Source organism: Streptomyces lavendulae subsp. lavendulae, assembly GCF_002803845.1.
Taxonomy (GTDB): domain Bacteria; phylum Actinomycetota; class Actinomycetes; order Streptomycetales; family Streptomycetaceae; genus Streptomyces; species Streptomyces lavendulae.
The window spans coordinates 5,735,414-5,749,665 of the sequence record NZ_CP024985.1 but is presented as its reverse complement, the minus strand read 5'-3'; the positions used below and the strand labels follow the sequence as shown (position 1 = coordinate 5,749,665).

Annotated in this window: 13 protein-coding genes and 1 riboswitch; of the genes, 7 read left to right on the top strand and 6 right to left on the bottom strand. The window is 75.1% G+C overall.

What is annotated here, in order from left to right; genetic code table 11:
* Positions 1-22: 22 nt before the first annotated feature.
* The 3 genes from SLAV_RS25585 to SLAV_RS25575 form a co-directional block, all read right to left on the bottom strand.
* Complete coding sequence (locus SLAV_RS25585) at positions 23-1,120, bottom strand: prenyltransferase/squalene oxidase repeat-containing protein (RefSeq protein ID WP_051841530.1); 1,098 nt, start codon at positions 1,118-1,120, stop codon at positions 23-25.
* Positions 1,117-1,851, bottom strand: a complete 735-nt coding sequence (locus tag SLAV_RS25580; protein ID WP_030241438.1) for a class I SAM-dependent methyltransferase — start codon at positions 1,849-1,851, stop codon at positions 1,117-1,119. The genes SLAV_RS25585 and SLAV_RS25580 overlap by 4 nt, the downstream gene beginning before the upstream one ends.
* 73 nt (positions 1,852-1,924) lie before the next feature.
* Positions 1,925-3,247 (bottom strand): glycosyltransferase family 4 protein, encoded by a 1,323-nt coding sequence (locus SLAV_RS25575; protein ID WP_051841531.1) that lies wholly within the window; start codon positions 3,245-3,247, stop codon positions 1,925-1,927.
* 228 nt (positions 3,248-3,475) lie between these two features.
* Between SLAV_RS25575 and SLAV_RS25570 the strand changes: the two genes are divergently transcribed.
* A complete protein-coding gene (locus SLAV_RS25570) occupies positions 3,476-4,123 on the top strand; it encodes a TetR family transcriptional regulator (protein WP_030241443.1) in 648 nt (215 codons plus the stop codon).
* A 147-nt stretch (positions 4,124-4,270) separates the two neighbouring features.
* Here SLAV_RS25570 and SLAV_RS25565 read toward each other — a convergent pair whose 3' ends face one another.
* From SLAV_RS25565 to SLAV_RS25555, 3 genes are read right to left on the bottom strand one after another with little or no spacing between them, the layout of a single operon-like run.
* Positions 4,271-4,801 (bottom strand): hypothetical protein, encoded by a 531-nt coding sequence (locus SLAV_RS25565; protein WP_158741009.1) that lies wholly within the window; start codon positions 4,799-4,801, stop codon positions 4,271-4,273.
* A gap of 59 nt (positions 4,802-4,860) precedes the next feature.
* A complete protein-coding gene (locus tag SLAV_RS25560; protein ID WP_030241447.1) occupies positions 4,861-5,094 on the bottom strand; it encodes a ferredoxin in 234 nt (77 codons plus the stop codon).
* On the bottom strand, positions 5,094-6,545 hold the full coding sequence (locus tag SLAV_RS25555) for an aldehyde dehydrogenase (RefSeq protein ID WP_030241450.1): 1,452 nt from the start codon (positions 6,543-6,545) through the stop codon (positions 5,094-5,096). The genes SLAV_RS25560 and SLAV_RS25555 overlap by 1 nt, the downstream gene beginning before the upstream one ends.
* Positions 6,546-6,743: 198 nt before the next feature.
* On the opposite strand from SLAV_RS25555, the gene SLAV_RS25550 reads away from it, so the two are divergent.
* From SLAV_RS25550 to SLAV_RS25525, 6 genes are all read left to right on the top strand, one after another.
* Positions 6,744-7,844 (top strand): Strvi_7410 family MBL fold metallo-hydrolase, encoded by a 1,101-nt coding sequence (locus SLAV_RS25550; protein WP_234333963.1) that lies wholly within the window; start codon positions 6,744-6,746, stop codon positions 7,842-7,844.
* Between the two features lie 104 nt (positions 7,845-7,948).
* Positions 7,949-8,026, top strand: a riboswitch (cobalamin riboswitch).
* A gap of 132 nt (positions 8,027-8,158) precedes the next feature.
* Positions 8,159-9,406 carry an SCO2321 family membrane protein gene (locus tag SLAV_RS25545; protein ID WP_030241454.1) on the top strand — a complete coding sequence of 416 codons (1,248 nt, stop codon included), beginning with the start codon at positions 8,159-8,161 and terminating at the stop codon, positions 9,404-9,406.
* The gene (locus tag SLAV_RS25540) at positions 9,406-10,098 is read left to right on the top strand and encodes an SCO2322 family protein (RefSeq protein WP_030241456.1); all 693 of its coding nucleotides are present in this window, start codon (positions 9,406-9,408) and stop codon (positions 10,096-10,098) included. Before SLAV_RS25545 ends, SLAV_RS25540 begins: the two co-directional genes overlap by 1 nt.
* Entirely contained in the window at positions 10,095-11,291 is a 1,197-nt protein-coding gene (locus tag SLAV_RS25535) for an energy-coupling factor transporter transmembrane component T family protein (RefSeq protein ID WP_030241459.1), read from the top strand. The genes SLAV_RS25540 and SLAV_RS25535 overlap by 4 nt, the downstream gene beginning before the upstream one ends.
* A complete protein-coding gene (locus tag SLAV_RS25530; protein ID WP_030241462.1) occupies positions 11,288-13,096 on the top strand; it encodes an ABC transporter ATP-binding protein in 1,809 nt (602 codons plus the stop codon). Before SLAV_RS25535 ends, SLAV_RS25530 begins: the two co-directional genes overlap by 4 nt.
* Positions 13,093-13,965: an ECF transporter S component gene (locus SLAV_RS25525; RefSeq protein ID WP_030241463.1), complete on the top strand. Its 873-nt coding sequence runs from the start codon at positions 13,093-13,095 to the stop codon at positions 13,963-13,965. Before SLAV_RS25530 ends, SLAV_RS25525 begins: the two co-directional genes overlap by 4 nt.
* Positions 13,966-14,252: the final 287 nt, after the last annotated feature.

Here is a 14,252-nt window from a genome sequence, read left to right as displayed (position 1 = left end):
CGCGGCCCGGGGCGGGCGGCGGTCAGCGGCAGCAGTCCGGTTCCAGGCCGCGCGGCAGCGCCAGACCCCCGAACACCTCTCCCGTGGCCTCGTCCCCGCCCAGCGCCGCCACCGCGAGCAGCAGCGAGCCCGCCGTCCAGGTCGTCTGCTCCACCGGCCACACCGCACGGTCGTCGAAGACGTAGCCCGTCCAGTACATGCCGTTCCCGTCGCGCAGGTGCCCGATCGAGCGCAGGATCTCCAGCGCCCGGTCCGACTCGCCCATCACCCAGAGCGTGAGCGCCAGCTCGCAGGACTCCCCGCCCGTCACCCACGGGTTCGGCAGCACGCACCGCACCCCCAGGTCCGGGACGACGAACTCCTCCCAGCGCTCCTCGATCCGCGCCTTCGCCCCCGCCCCCGACAGCGCGCCGCCGAGCACCGGGTAGTACCAGTCCATCGAGTAGTGCGACTTGTCCAGGAACCGCTCCGGATGGTGGCGCACCGCGTGCGCGAGCGCGCCCGTCGCCAGCTCCCAGTCGGGCTGCGGATCACCGCGGTGGTCGGCGATGGCCAGGGCGCAGCGCAGGGCCTGGTGGATGGAGGAGGAGCCGGTGAGCAAGGCGTCGGTGACGGCGCTGCCGTCGGACTCCCGCTTCCAGCCGATCTCGCCGCCCGGCTGCTGGAGGCCCAGGACGAACTCGACGGCCGCGTAGACCGCCGGCCACATCCGGTCCAGGAAGGGGTCGTCGCCGGTGGCGAGGTAGTGGTGCCACACGCCGACGGCTATGTACGCCACGAAGTTGGACTCGCGGCTCGCGTCCTGCGGCGCGGCGGTGTCCACCCCGTCGGGGCGGTCCGCGTAGGCGGCGTACCAGGAGCCGTCCTCGTTCTGGTGGCGCGCCAGCCAGTCGTAGGCGCGCTCCGCGGCTTCGTGCTCGCCCGCCGCGTCCAGGGCCATCGCGGCCTCGGTGTGGTCCCACGGGTCGAGGTGGTGGCCCCGGAACCAGGGGATCGCCCCGTCGGCGCGCTGCGCCTCCAGGATCCCGGCGACGGTGGCCGCGGCCTCCTCGGCCGTCAGGACCCCGTCGAGGACCAGGTGGTGGGGCACCTCGGGCACGGTACGGCCGGGTGAGGTCACTGGGCCGCGTCCACGGGGAGGTGCGGCTTCGTCGCGTACGCCACGAAGCTCTTGCCTATGACCGGGTTGAGCGCCTGCTCCGCGAGGCGGGTCGCCAGGGGCTTCTTCATGATGTCCCAGACCAGCAGCTTGTGGTACGCCTTGACCGGCAGCGCCTTGTCGTTGTCCACGCCGAAGGCGCACTTGAGCCACCAGTACGGGGAGTGCAGGCCGTGCGCGTGGTGGGTGCCGTACGGCTTGAGGCCGGCGGCCTCCATCTTGCCGAGCAGCTCGTCCGCCTTGTAGATGCGGATGTGGCCGCCCTCGACCTCGTGGTAGGCGTCGGACAGCGCCCAGCAGATCTTCTCCGGGCCGTAGCGCGGCACGGTGATGGCGATGCGGCCGCCGGGCTTGAGCACGCGCACCATCTCGGCGAGGACGCCCTTGTCGTCGGGGATGTGCTCCATCACCTCGGAGATGATGACGACGTCGAAGGAGTCGTCGGGGAAGGGCAGCGCGAGGGCGTCGCCCTCCATGGCGGTGGCGGTGGCCCCGGCCGGGGCCTCACCGGCCTCCTTCATGGCGGCGAACCACTTGGCGACCTCGCGGATCTCCTCGCCGTTGCGGTCGACGGCGACCACCTGGGCGCCGCGCCGGTAGCACTCGAAGGCGTGCCGGCCTGCGCCGCAGCCCAGGTCGAGTACGCGGTCGCCTGCGGCGAGCGGGAACCGGGAGAAATCGACGGTCAGCACGGGGTCCTGCCTTCGCGGTCGCGGGGGTGAGAGGTGGTGCGGATGGGAGGGGGGAAGCGGTGGGGGCGGCAGGTCACCGCGCCGCGCGGCCCGCGCGGACGGCCTCGGCCTGCTCGATCGCGGCTCTGTAGTACCGGACCGTACCCTCGGCGGCCTTGGCCCAGGTGAACCGGGCCAGGACCCGCTCCCGCCCGGCCGCCCCGAGGCGGGCGCGCAGGTCCGCGTCGCCCAGGAGCCGGCCCAGCGCGGCGGACAGCGCCCCCGCGTCGCCGGGCGGCACGGCCAGGCAGGTCTCGCCGTCCGGCCCCGCCACCTCGGGGATGGCCCCGCCGGTGGTCGCGACCAGGGGCGTACCGGTGGCCATGGCCTCGGCCGCCGGGAGCGAGAAGCCTTCGTAGAGGGAGGGCACGCAGGCGACCTGGGCGCTGCGCACGAGGTCGACGAGCTCGGCGTCGGTGATGCCCTTGACGAACCGGACCGCGTCCTGGAGGTCGTACTTCTCGATCGCGCGGGCGACCGGGCCGCTCTCGGCGCGCTTGCCGACGACGACGAGGTGGGCGTCGGGGCGCTCGGTGCGGAGCTTGGCGAGCGCCTCGACGAGGTGGACGAGGCCCTTGAGCGGGACGTCGGCGCTGGAGGTGGTGACGATCCGTCCGGGCACCTCGGCGACGGAGGCGTCCGGCGACCAGAGGTCGGTGTCGGCGCCGATGTGCACGACGTGGATGCGGTCGTCGCGCACACCGAGGTGCTCGGCGATCTCCTGCCGGGAGGAGCCGGAGACGGTCAGCACGGAGGGCAGCCGGCGGGCGACGCGGCCCTGCATGCGCGTGAAGGCGTACCAACGACGCACGGAGACGCGCTTCTTGCGGCCCTTGGCGGCGGCGAGGTCGAGCCCCCGGTCGACGGTGATGGGGTGGTGGACGGTCGTCACCAGGGGCGCGCCGATGTCCCCCAACAGGCCGTAGCCCAGGGTCTGGTTGTCGTGGATGACGTCGAACTCGGCCCGGCGGGCGCGCAGGTGGCGGCGGGCGCGGAGTGAGAAGGTCAGCGGCTCGGGGAAGCCGCCGGTCCACATGGTGGCGACCTCCAGCGCGTCGATCCAGTCCCGGTACTCGTCGCGCTTCGGGGTGCGGAAGGGATCGGGGCTGCGGTACAGGTCCAGGCTCGGCAGCTCGGTGAGCGTGGCGCCGGTGTCGAGCACCGGGTAGGGCTGCGAGCCGATCACCTCGACGGAGTGGCCCAGCTTCACGAGCTCGCGCGAGAGGTGGCGGACGTAGACGCCCTGGCCGCCGCAGAACGGGTTCCCCTTATAGGTGAGGAGTGCGATGCGCAACGGGCGGTCGCCGTCGGTGGCGGAACCCGCGAAAGGGCTTGTCACCATGGCCTCTGCGGTCACTCTCGGCCCCCTTCTCCCTGCACTTTCGCCGGAGCGTAACCGCTCGGATAATGTAGAACAAGTTTCAGACTTGATCCGTTGAAGACCATTGAATCTACCGGCCGGAAACCACACCGTAAGAGGCGGAGCAGGTGATTCGCGCCACGGCTCGGACGCCTGAGATGCTGGGCCCGGACCATCCCGGAAGCAGCTCCCCCGCAACGACACGGAACGCCAGGAACGGGACACATGACAGCGGAAGCGAAGGCGGTCGCGGCAGCCGCGACCACACCGGCGACCACGCCGGCGTCCCCTCCCCTGACGGAGCGCCAGGAGGCCCGCCGCCGCCGCATCCTGCACGCCAGCGCGCAGCTGGCCAGCCGGGGCGGCTTCGACGCCGTGCAGATGCGCGAGGTCGCGGAGTCCTCCAGCGTCGCCCTCGGCACGCTGTACCGGTACTTCCCGTCCAAGGTGCACCTCCTGGTGGCCACCATGCAGGACCAGCTCCAGCACATGCACACGACACTGCGCAAACGCCCCCCGGCGGGCGACGAACCGGCCGCGCGGGTGGCGGAGACCCTCATGCGCGCCTTCCGCGCCCTCCAGCGCGAACCCCACCTCGCCGACGCCATGGTCCGCGCCCTGACCTTCGCCGACCGCAGCGTGAGCCCCGAGGTCGACACGGTCTCCCGGCTGACCACGGCCATCATCCTGGACGCGATGGGCCTGGACGCCCCGCCGACGGCGGAACAGCTCTCGGCGGTCCGCGTCATCGAGCACACCTGGCACTCGGCCCTGATCACCTGGCTCTCGGGCCGCGCCTCGATCGCCCAGGTCAAGATAGACATCGAAACGGTCTGCCGCCTGATCGACCTGACGGCACCGGAAAAGGCTTGATCGGGGCGTAGGGGGGAGCGGCCGGGCGGGGTCGGCGGACGGCGGGACTCGACTCGGCCCGCGTCAGGGAGGGTTCGGGGGCGTCCCCTGGTCCCGGCCGAGGGTGCACCGCCCACCCCCGACCCCGCCCAGCCCCCGCACCGCCCCCTACCCCCGGGGCCCCCGTGTCTCCGCGTCGCGCCGGAAGGCCGCTTCGCAGGGTGGGGTGCTGCTCAGGGCCACGAGGGAGAGGGTGTCCAGGAGGCCGCCGTTGGTGACCACCAGGCCCCAGGGGCCGTTCTTCAGGGAGGTCGCGGGGGCCGGGCCGCCGCGTCGGGACGTGACCTGCCAGCCGCGTTCCGTCAGGGCCGCTTCGAGCGACCGCCACCGGCCCGGGTCGGCGGGGCCCGAGCCGGTCCAGTCGGCGACGCAGTCGGCCAGGGCCCCCTCCTGCGCGGGGGAGGGGGTGCCGGGGGTCAGGCCCGCCGCGGCGGCGGCGTCGGTCAACCCGGCCTGCGCTTCGGCGCGCGAGGGCCCTCCCCCCGCGGCGGCCGGGCCGAGCTCGCGGACCCGGAACCAGCCGTGGTCGGTGTCGTCCCCGGCCGTGGACCACAGGAGTCCGCCCACCACGGCGACGCCCGCTCCGGCCAACCCGACCGCCCCGGCGGCCACCCCGGCCGCCCGCTTCGTTCTGCCCATGGCGGCGATCATCCCCCGCGCCCCGGGCGGCCCGGCCCTCGGCCCCCCTTACGACGTCCTCAGTCCTCCGGCGGGAACACCGGTTCGCCCGTCGCCGAGAGGGTGATCAGGATCGCTTCCACCGGGCAGCCCTCGGCGGCCGTCAGGGCGGGTTCGTTGGCGTCGGTCTCCGGGGAGCGGGGGTGGGACTGCCGGGCCGAGTCGAGGGCGAAGGCCTCCGGGGCGTGGTTCACGCACATGCCCGAGCCGATGCAGACCCCCCGGTCCACCTCGATCTGCCAGCGGTCCCCCATCACGCACCGGCCGGGAGGTGGATCATCTTGTGCTCCAGGTACTCGCTCAGCCCCTCCGGCCCGAACTCCCGCCCCAGGCCGCTGTTCTTGTAGCCGCCGAACGGGCCCAGCATGTCCAGGCTGAAGGTGTTCACGTTGAAGGTGCCCGTGCGCACCCGGCGCGCGAAGTCGACGCCGTGCTCGACGTCGGCGGTCCAGACGCTGCCGCTGAGGCCGAACTCCGAGTCGTTGGCCACCCGTACGGCCTCCTCCTCGTCCCCGTACGGGATCAGGCAGACGACCGGGCCGAAGATCTCCTCGCGGGCGATCCGCATCGAGTTGTCGACGTCGCCGAAGAGGGTGGGCTCGACGTACCAACCGCGCTCCAGGCCGGCCGGGCGGCCGCCGCCGGTGAGGACCTTCGCGCCCTCCTCCTGGCCGATCCGGATGTAGTCCAGGGACCGCTGCTGCTGGCGCTGCGCGACGAGCGGGCCGAGCTGGGTCGCCGGGTCCAGCGGGTCGCCCACGACGAGGGCCCCGGCGGCCGCCGCGAAGGCGTCGGCGTACTCCTCGTAGCGGCTGCGCGGGGCGAGGATGCGGGTCTGGGCCACGCAGGCCTGCCCGTTGTTCATCCAGGCGGCGGGCACGATCCCGGCGACGGTGGCGGCCGGGTCGGCGTCGGGCAGGATCACGGCGGCGGACTTGCCGCCGAGTTCGAGGGTGACCCGGGTCAGGTTGCGGGAGGCGACCTCCATGACCCGCCGGCCGGCCGCGACGGATCCGGTGAAGGAGACCTTGTCGACCCCGGGGTGGCCGACCAGGTACTCGCTGACCTCGCGGTCGGCGGGCAGGACGGAGAGCACGCCCTGCGGCAGCCCGGCCTCCCGGGCGATGTCGGCCAGGATGTACGAGTCGAGCGGGGCCTCCGGCGACGGCTTGAGGATCACCGCGCAGCCGGCGAGCAGCGCCGGTGCGAGCTTGGCGGCGGCCACGAACTGCGGGACGTTCCAGGGGATGACGGCGGCGACGACCCCGACCGGCTCGCGGCGCACCAGGATCGGCCCGAGCGCGCCCTGGCGGCGTTCCTCGTAGGGATATGCGGCGGCGACCTTGATGGCGGAGTCGTAGACCATCATCGCGCCGAGGGCCTGGGCGAGGACGCTCCAGGAGTACGGGGAGCCGTTCTGGGAGCTGATGGAACGGGCGAGTTCCTCGTGCCGGACGGCGATGGCGTCCTTGATCCGGGTGACGACGGCGATCCGTTCGTCCAGGGAGAGCCGGGGCCAGGGGCCCTCGTCGAAGGCCTTGCGCGCGACGGCGACGGCCCGGTCCACATCGGCGCGGGAGGCGTGCGGGACGCTGCCGATGACCTGCTCGGTGTGGGGGGAGACGACGCGGATGGTGTCGGTGCCCAGCGGCTCGGTCCATTCCCCGCCGATGAACAGGTGTCCGTGTTCCACGAGCTCGGTCATCGCTGATGCCTCCTGAGGCTGCGCGCGGTGTCGCAGAACTGATACCAGTTCTAGTTCCAGGAGTCCACGGCCGGGACGGGGCCGCCCCGAAGATCCGAGGACTGGTCAGGAGGGCGGGGAGATGGTCGACTTGGGCGACTACTGCAACACGTTCTCGCTCGACGGCCCGATCGATCCGCAGTGAGCCAGGGAGTCCCCATGTCAGAGGCCACAGAGGCCACAGAGGCCGCGCAAGCCACACCGGAGCCCACACCGGAGGCCGCGCCGCACGTCACCGACCACGGCGGGGGCGTCTGGGGCGTCAAGGTCCCCATCCCCGACAACCCGCTCGGGCACACCCTCGTCCACGTCCTCGACACCGACCGAGGCCCCGTCCTGATCGACACCGGCTGGGACGACCCAGCCTCCTGGGACGCCCTCGCCGCCGGGCTCGGCGTGATCGGACTCGCCGTCGCCGACGTGCACGGGGTGGTCATCACCCACCACCACCCCGACCACCACGGGCTCTCCGGGCAGGTGCGGGAGGCCTCCGGGGCGTGGATCGCCATGCACGCCGCCGACACGGAGGTGGTCGTACGGACCCGCTCCGCCGAGCCCGGCGTCTGGTTCGACTACATGAGCGGGAAGCTGACCGCCGCCGGAGCCCCCGAGGAGCACGTCGCCCCGCTGCGCGCGGCCCGCGCGAGCGGCCGTCTGCGGACCCTGCCCGGGCTGCGGGCCGCCGTCCCCGACCGGGAGATCGTCCCCGGCGAGCTGCTGCCGCTCGCCGGGCGCCGGCTCCGCGCGATCTGGACCCCCGGCCACACCCCCGGCCACGTCTGCCTCCACCTGGAGGAGGAGCACCCCGCCCGCCTGCCCGGCAATGGCCGGCTCTTCTCCGGCGACCACCTGCTGCCCGGGATCTCCCCGCACATCGGCCTCTACGAGGCCCCGGAGGACACCCGCGTCACCGATCCCCTCGGCGACTACCTCGACTCCCTCGAACGCATCGGCCGCCTGGAGCCCGCCGAGGTGCTCCCGGCCCACCAGCACGCCTTCACCGACGCACCCGCCCGCGTACGGGAACTCCTGGAGCACCACGAGGAGCGGCTGACCGGGCTGTGGCGGCTGCTGGCCGAGCCGCTGACCCCGTGGGAGCTCGCGGAGCGGATGGAGTGGAACCGCCCGTGGGAGCGGATCCCGTACGGGTCCCGGAACATCGCCGTCTCGGAAGCCGAGGCGCATCTGCGGCGCCTGGTGAAGCAGGGCCGCGCGGAAGCGGTACCGGGTACCGAGCCCGTGGCGTACCGGGCGCTGTGAGGGGCGCGGGGCACCTCCGGGTAAGGGGCGCCGGGGCCCGCCGCCCCCGGACCGGTGGGCTACGGGCCGGTAGAGTGGGCCCGTCGTCCACACCTCAGTACGGGGGGAAGCCGGTGCGAATCCGGCGCTGACCCGCAACCGTGACCCGGCCCGCGCTCCGCGCGGCGGGGAGCCGGGATGCCCCGTACCGGAGGTGCGCGGCTCGTGCCGCCGGGGCCTCCGGCGGCCGGCACCGTCGAGGTAAACGGAGCCGGAGCCCGGTGCCCGCGTGTGCCTGCCTCCGGTCCCCCTGCACGAGAGGCACCCGCCCCGCCATGAACGTCCGCCGCAGCGCCGCCGCGCTCGCCGCCTCCGCCGTGCTCTGCGTGGGCGCCGCCCCCGCAGCCCTCGCCGACACCGCGCCGCCCTCCCCGTCCGCGCCGCCGGTCGTCCCCTCGGGCCTGTTCGGCAAGGCCGACCCGACGTACGACGGCGTGTGGCGCCAGTCGATCGCGCTGCTCGCCCAGCGGACGGCCGGCGAGAAGCCCGCCGCGCAGGCCGTGGCCTGGCTCACCGGCCAGCAGTGTGCGAGCGGCGGCTTCGCCTCCTTCCGCGCGGACGCCTCCAAGGCCTGCGACACGACGACGGTGTTCGACACCAACGCCACCGCCATCGCCGTGCAGGCGCTGAAGGCGCTCGGCGGGCAGGACGCGGCGGTCAAGAAGGGCGTGGACTGGCTGAAGTCCGTCCAGAACGAGGACGGCGGCTGGGCGTACGTCCCGGGCTCCCCCAGCGAGGGCAGCTCCACCTCGATCGTGACCAGCGCCCTCGCGGTGGCCGGCGAGAAGCCCGCCGAGGTCAGGTCGAAGGCGGGCAAGTCCGCCTACGACGGCCTGCTCGCCTTCCAGCTGGGCTGCTCCGCCGAGCCGGCCGCCGACCGCGGCGCCTTCGGCTACCAGGCCGCCGACGGCAAGCTCCCCGCCAACGCCGACGCCACGGCCGCCGCCGTGCTGGCCGGTCTCGGCAAGGGCGCGGTCGTCGACCCCGCCACCACGGACACCCCGGCCGCCGCGCTGCCCTGCCCGGCCGGCGCCGCCGACCCGGCCGGCGCCGCCCAGGGCGCGGCCGGCTACCTCGCCGAGGCCCTGAAGAAGGACGGCCACCTCACGGCCGTCACCCCGGGCGCCGACCAGCCCACCGCCGACACCGGCAACACCGCCGACGCCGTGATCGCCCTGGCCGCGGCCGGCCACCGGCAGGCGGCGGCGGGCGCGCTGGAGTGGCTCAAGAACAACTCCGCCGACTGGTCCAAGGGCAACCCGGCGGCGCTGGGCACCCTGGTCCTCGTCGCGCACGCCACCGGCGCCGACCCCAAGGCCTTCGGCTCCACCGACCTGGTCGGCGCGCTGAACGCCACCGGCCCCGCCCCGCAGGCGGCCGACACCGAGCCGAAGAAGGTCGAGAGCGACGGCGACGGCGGTTCCGGCGGCCAGAACGTCTGGTGGATCATCGGCGCGGGCGCCGCGGCCGGCATGGGCATCGGCATCCTGCTGAGCGGCCGCCGGAAGAAGAACCAGCTGTGATCCGCCGCCGTCCGCGCACTACGGCCGCCGTGCTCCTGGGCCTGCTGCTGACCCTGATCGCCGCCTCCCCGGCCCTCGCGGCGGGCTACCGCTACTGGTCGTTCTGGGACGGCGCGGGCGGCACCTGGGCGTACGCCACCCAGGGCCCGTCGACGGCCCGGCCCGCGGACGGCACGGTCTTCGGCTTCCGCTTCTCGGTCAGCAAGGACGCGGCGGCCGAGGCGGCCCGGCCGCGCGCCGCCGCCGACTTCGAGGCCGTCTGCGCGGGCACCGCGGCCGCCGACGGCAAGAAGCGGGTGGCCCTGGTCCTCGACTTCGGGGTGCCCGAGGACGCGCCCGGCGGTGAGCGGCCGCCGCAGGACGCCCCCCGTACCGCCTGTGCCCAGGTCGCCCCGGAGGCCACCGCCGCCGAGGCGCTGGCGTCGGTGGCGAAGCCGCTGCGCTACAACGGCGCCGCCCTGCTGTGCGGGATCTCCGGCTATCCGCGGACGGGCTGCGGCGAGCCGATCGCCGACCCGGAGCCCGGGGCCGCGGCCCCATCGGCTTCGGGTTCGGCTCCGGGTTCGGCTTCGGGTTCCGCTTCCGCCCCCGCCGGCTCGGGCGGCCCCTCCGCGGGCCTGGTCGCGGGCATTGCGGCCGTGGTCGCCGTCGCCGCGGCCGGTGTCTGGCAGTCCCGCCGCCGCGGGCGATGACGCACGGCGCGGCAGGTACGCACGCACCCCCGGCCGGGCCCGGCCCGGCCGGTGCCGGTCGGGGGACGCGCGGGGCGACGTACAAGAGGAGCGGGGCCTGGCGGGCTCCCGAGGCGCGGCGCGGCAACGCCCTGCACGCGGGGGCCTGGTGGCTGTGGGCCCTCGGGCTCGCCACCGCCGCCTCCCGGACCACCAATCCGCTGCTCCTCGGCCTGATCGTCGGCGTCGCCGGGTACGTGGTCGCCGCCCGGCGCACCTCCGCGCCCTGGGCCCGGTCCTACGGCGCGTTCGTCCGCCTCGGCCTCTTCGTCGTCGGGCTGCGGCTGCTGTTCTCCCTGCTGCTCGGCTCCCCCCTCCCCGGCACGCACGTCCTGTTCACGCTGCCCGAGCTCCCGCTGCCCGGCTGGGCGCAGGGCATCCGCCTCGGCGGCCGGGTCACCGCCGAACAGCTGGTCTTCGCCTTCTACGACGGCGCGAAGCTGGCCGCCCTGCTCATCTGCGTCGGCGCCGCCAACGCCCTGGCCAATCCGGCGCGGCTGCTGAAGTCGCTGCCCGCCGCCCTGTACGAGGCGGGGGTGGCGGTGGTCGTGGCCATGACGTTCGCGCCGAACATGGTCGCGGACGTGGCCCGGCTGCGGACCGCGCGCCGGCTGCGCGGCCGGCCCACCGGCGGGGTGAAGGCCGTCCTCCAGATCGGGCTGCCGGTGCTGGAGGGGGCCCTGGAGCGTTCGGTGGCCGTCGCCGCCTCCATGGACGCGCGCGGCTACGGCCGTACGGCGCAGGTCCCGCCCGCCGTACGGCACACCACCAACGCGCTCACCCTGGGCGGCCTCCTCGGCATGTGCGCCGGCACGTACGGGCTGCTCGCGGCCGAGGGCGCCGCGTACGGGTTGCCCGTGCTCGGCATCGGCCTGGTCCTGGCCCTGGCCGGGCTGCGCCTGGGCGGGCGGCGCAGCGTCCGGACCCGGTACCGGCCCGACCGGTGGGGGGTGCGGGCATGGCTGGTCTCCGGGTCGGGGGCGGCGGTCGCGGCCCTGCTGGTCCGGGCCGCGTCGGTGGACCCGGAGGGGCTGCGGCCGGGCGTGGTCCCGCTGGTCGCGCCGACGCTGCCGCTGTGGCCCGCGGCGGCGATCCTGATCGGCCTGCTTCCCGCCTTCGTGGCACCCGTACCGTCCGAGGAGTCCGCGCAGTGATCCGCTTCGAGCAGGTGTCGGTGACCTACGACGGCGCCGCGCACCCCTCCCTCCGGGACGCCGACTTCACCCTCCCCGAGGGGGAGCTCACCCTCCTCGTCGGCCCGTCCGGGGTGGGCAAGTCCACCCTGCTCGGGGCGGTGTCCGGGCTGGTCCCGCACTTCACGGGCGGCACCCTGCGGGGGCGGGTGACGGTCGCGGGCCGCGACACGCGCACCCACCGGCCGCGGGAGCTGGCGGACGTGGTGGGCACGGTGGGCCAGGACCCGCCGGCGCACTTCGTGACGGACGTGGTGGAGGACGAACTGGCCTACGGCATGGAGTCGCTGGGCCTGCCGCCCGCGGTGATGCGCCGCCGGGTGGAGGAGACCCTCGACCTGCTGGGCCTGAACGAACTCCGCGACCGCCCCATCGCCACCCTGTCCGGCGGCCAGCAGCAGCGGGTCGCGATCGGCTCCGTGCTGACCCCGCACCCGAAGGTCCTGGTGCTGGACGAGCCGACGTCCGCCCTGGACCCGGCGGCTGCGGAGGAGGTCCTCGCGGTGCTGCAGCGGCTCGTGCACGACCTGGGCACGACGGTGCTGATGGCGGAGCACCGGCTGGAGCGGGTCGTGCAGTACGCCGACCGGGTCCTGCTGCTCCCCGCCCCCGGCGCGGCCCCCGTGCTCGGCACCCCGGCCGAGGTCATGGCCGTCTCCCCCGTCCATCCCCCGGTGGTCGCCCTCGGGCGGCTGGCGGGCTGGTCCCCCCTGCCGCTGTCCGTCCGCGACGCCCGCCGCACGGCCGCCCCCCTGCGCACCCGCCTGACCGGCCGCACCCCCGCCCCCCTCACCGCCGGGGGCGCCGACTCCGCCCCGGCTCCCGCACCGGGCACGGCGGCGCAGCCGGAGGCGGCCGGGGTCCGGCTCCCGGTGCAGGGTGGTGGGGCCGGCCGGGCCGTCGCGGCGCCGGCGGGCGGAGGCCCGCGGTCCGGCCGCGGGCTGTTCGCCCGGCTGCGCGGGCGCCGCCCCGTCCCCGTGACCCGCGCGGCGGCCCCGGCCGCCCCGGTGGCCGTCGTCCGCGACCTGTACGTGCGGCGCGGGCCCCGCGCCGAGGTGCTCCGGGACGTCAGCCTCTCGGTCGCCCCCGGCGAGGTCGTCGCCCTGATGGGCCGCAACGGCGCCGGCAAGTCCACCCTCCTCGCCTCCCTGATCGGCACCCTGGCTCCCACGGCGGGCGAGGTGAGCGTCGGCGGCCGCGCCCCCCACCGCACCCCGCCCCGGGAGATGGTGCGCCGGGTGGGCCTGGTCCCCCAGGAGCCCCGCGACCTGCTCTACGCCGACACCGTCTCCGCGGAGTGCGCCGCGGCCGACGCCGACGCCGGCGCCACCCCCGGGACCTGCCGTGACCTGGTCTCCGCCCTGCTGCCCGGGGTACCGGACGACACCCACCCCCGGGACCTGTCCGAGGGCCAGCGGCTGACCCTGGCCCTCGCCCTGGTCCTGACCGGCCGGCCGGCCCTGCTCCTCCTCGACGAACCCACCCGCGGCCTGGACTACGCCGCCAAGGCACGGCTGGTCGGGCTGCTGCGCGGGCTCGCCGCCGACGGGCACGCCATCGTGCTGGCCACGCACGACGTGGAGCTGGCGGCCGAGCTGGCCCACCGGGTGGTGATCCTGGCGGGCGGCGAGGTCGTCGCGGACGGCCCGACGGCCGAGGTCGTCGTCTCCTCCCCCGCCTTCGCCCCGCAGGTGGCCAAGATCCTGGCCCCGGGGCACTGGCTCACGGTGTCCCAGGTGGCCGCGGCCCTCGGAGGAACCCCGTGAGCCGCCCCGGTCGGCCCGGCCGGCCCGTGCGCGTCGGTCCCCGTGCCGCCGCGGCCCTGGTCCTCGTCACCCTGATCGGCATCGCCGCCTTCGGCTGGCCCCTGCTGGCCGACCGCCAGTCGGGCCTGGCCCACTCCCAGGACGCCCCGTGGCTGTTCGCGGCGTTGCTGCCGCTGCTGGTGGCGGTGGTCGTGGCGACCATCGCGGACCAGGGGATGGACGCCAAGGCGGTGGCGATGCTGGGCGTACTCGCCGCCGTGGGGGCGGCCCTGAGACCACTGGGCGCGGGCACGGCCGGCCTGGAGCCCATGTTTTTCCTGATGGTGCTCAGCGGCCGGGTCCTCGGTCCGGGCTTCGGCTTCGTCCTGGGCTCCGTCACGATGTTCGCGTCGGCCCTGCTGACCGGCGGGGTCGGGCCGTGGATGCCGTTCCAGATGCTGGCCCTGGGCTGGTTCTCCCTCGGCGCCGGGCTGCTGCCCGGCCCGGAGAGGATCCGGGGGCGGGCCGAGCTGGCGATGCTGGCGGCGTACGGGTTCCTGGGCTCGTTCGCGTACGGCACGGTCATGAACCTCCAGGGCTGGGTGCTCCTGCAGGGCATGGGACAGGGGATCTCCTTCCACCCGGGCGACCCGGTGGCGCAGAACCTGGCGCGTTTCCTCGCCTACTGCCTGGCGACCTCGCTGGGCTGGGACCTGGGGCGGGCGGCGCTGACCGTGGTCCTGACCCTCTCCCTCGGGGCCACCCTGCTCAAGGCGCTGCGGCGGGCCACCCGCAGGGCCGCCTTCGACGCCCCCGTCGCCTTCGGGCCGCAGGGCACTTCCGCCCCGGATCGCCTCCCCGAGGGGGACACGGCCGGTCACGTTCGGTGAGATCCGGGGGGTCCGGCGGTGAGCCGTCCCATAGGACCCAGGTCACATACGAACCGGCGTCGTAGGCCCCGGAGGCCCCGTGGGCACCCGCTCGGAGGGGGGCCGGCGGGCCGCCGCTGCGAGGGTGGCTAGTAGGCGGGGTCTTTGCCAGGCGGTCGGGGCGTCGGTAGAACTGGATGAGTCGCCGGGCGGCACGGGTGCTTCACCCGCCGCCCTGGATCCCCTCTCCTTTGCGTGAGTGGTTCACGCACGTCTTCGGCGTGCCCGCGACGGTCCTTGTCCCCTTC